The sequence below is a fragment of the Streptomyces capoamus genome (genome assembly GCF_014654935.1).
Lineage (GTDB): Bacteria > Actinomycetota > Actinomycetes > Streptomycetales > Streptomycetaceae > Streptomyces > Streptomyces capoamus.
The window spans coordinates 182,874-184,546 of record NZ_BNBF01000007.1; the positions used below are offsets into that span (position 1 = coordinate 182,874).

2 protein-coding genes are annotated in these 1,673 nt (G+C 69.9%); both read right to left on the reverse strand.

Translation table 11 applies throughout. From position 1 onward, the window contains the following. Positions 1-353: 353 nt before the first annotated feature. Complete coding sequence (locus IE312_RS13875; protein WP_189981584.1) at positions 354-1,478, reverse strand: HAMP domain-containing sensor histidine kinase; 1,125 nt, start codon at positions 1,476-1,478, stop codon at positions 354-356. Continuing rightward, the coding region (locus IE312_RS39935) for a winged helix-turn-helix domain-containing protein (RefSeq protein WP_229899696.1) at positions 1,475-1,673 on the reverse strand (199 nt) is incomplete at its 5' end. The genes IE312_RS13875 and IE312_RS39935, both read right to left, overlap by 4 nt.

Genomic DNA, 1,673 nt, shown 5'->3' on the forward strand with positions numbered 1-1,673 from the left:
GGCTTGGTCGTCGGTGGAGATGCTCGAGTTACTGGGGGACTGTGGCGACACGGCGGCAACCGCCCTCTTCCGCTTCACAAGGTGATGGACAGCGGGAATAAAGGCTACGCCTCCCCGGCGGGGAAGGTCAGGTCGGGCAAGGTCATCGTCGCGTAAGTCACATCAAGAATCTTGTTTCAGGGCTTGAAATGGCGGGAAACAAGCGTGGTTCCGCATGTGAGAGGGTGCGCCGGCGCGGGCCCGGCGCGTCTTCGTTCGACGGGTGGCGCGGGCCTGGCCTGATCACACGGGTCCGGGTCGTGCGGAGCGGCGGCGACCGACGTGGATCTTGTCCTTCCGGTTCGGACTTTACGTCAACTTGGCACGGAAGTCAGGCCCGGGAGGGTGACGATGATCCGGCAGCCCCGCTCGGATTCGGCCACACCGATCCGGCCGCCGTGCAGGTCCACCGCCCACCGGGCGATCGCCAGCCCCAGCCCCGTACCGCCGTCGCTGCCCGGGCCGTGCGGCCGGGTGACGGCACCCCGGTTGAACCGCTCGAACACCCGGTGCCACTCGGACCGGGGGATGCCGGGACCCTCGTCCAGGACCTCCAGCTCCAGCGACTCCGGCTGCGGCCCGCGCCGCGCCCGTACGGTCACCCGGCCGTGCGGCGGGCTGTGCTTGACCGCGTTGTCGATCAGGTTGGCGACGACCTGGTGGATGCGCTCGGGGTCCGCGTGCGCGGTCAGCTCCGGCGGGGAGACGTCGAGGTGCAGGTGGACGTCGGTGCGCGTGTGGCTGCCGGAGCCGGTGGCCATGGCCGCGCGCGCGGAGGCGACCATGTTGGCCTCCTTCAGCACGCCCGACAGGTACGGCCACACCTCGAACCGGCGCAGCTTCAGCGGGACGACGCCGTTGTCGAGCCGGGACAGGTCCAGCAGCGTCTCCACCAGCCGGCCCAGCCGCTCGGTCTGCTTCAGGGCGGTCCGCATGGTCTCCGGGTCGGCCTCGGTGACGCCGTCCACGATGTTCTCCAGCACCGCGCGCAGCCCGGCGATCGGGGTCCGCAGCTCGTGCGAGACGTTCGCGACCAGCTCCTTGCGCTGGCTGTCCTGGGCCTCCAGCTCGTCGGCCATGACGTTGATCGTCTGGGCCAGGTCGCCGAGTTCGTCCCGGCGGTTCTCGCGGACCCGGCGGGTGTAGTCGCCCTGGGAGATGGAGCGGGCCACCGCGTTCATCTCGTCCAGCGGCATGGTGAGCGAATGGGCCACGAACTGCGTGATGAGCAGTGTGGCGATCATCGAGAAGACCGTGATGAAGCGCAGTTCCGTCTTGGTGTGCACCGCGACGATCGACAGACCGGTGGTGATGAGCACCGAGATGACGACCAGCGCGCCCAGCTTGGTCTTGATCGAGAACGGGCGTACGCCGCCCCAGGGTTCCTCGGCGAGGGTCCCGGGGCTCCTCCGTGCGGCCTGACGCCCGTCGGTGCTCACGGGTTCGGCGTCTCCAGCGCGTACCCGACCCCGTGCACGGTGCGGATGCGCTCGGCGCCGATCTTCCGCCGCAGCGCCTTGATGTGGCTGTCGACCGTGCGGGTGCCGGAGGCGTCCGCCCAGTCCCAGACCTCGGCCAGCAGCTGCTCCCGGGACAGCACCGCGCGCGGGGTGTTCGCCAGGCACACCAGCAGG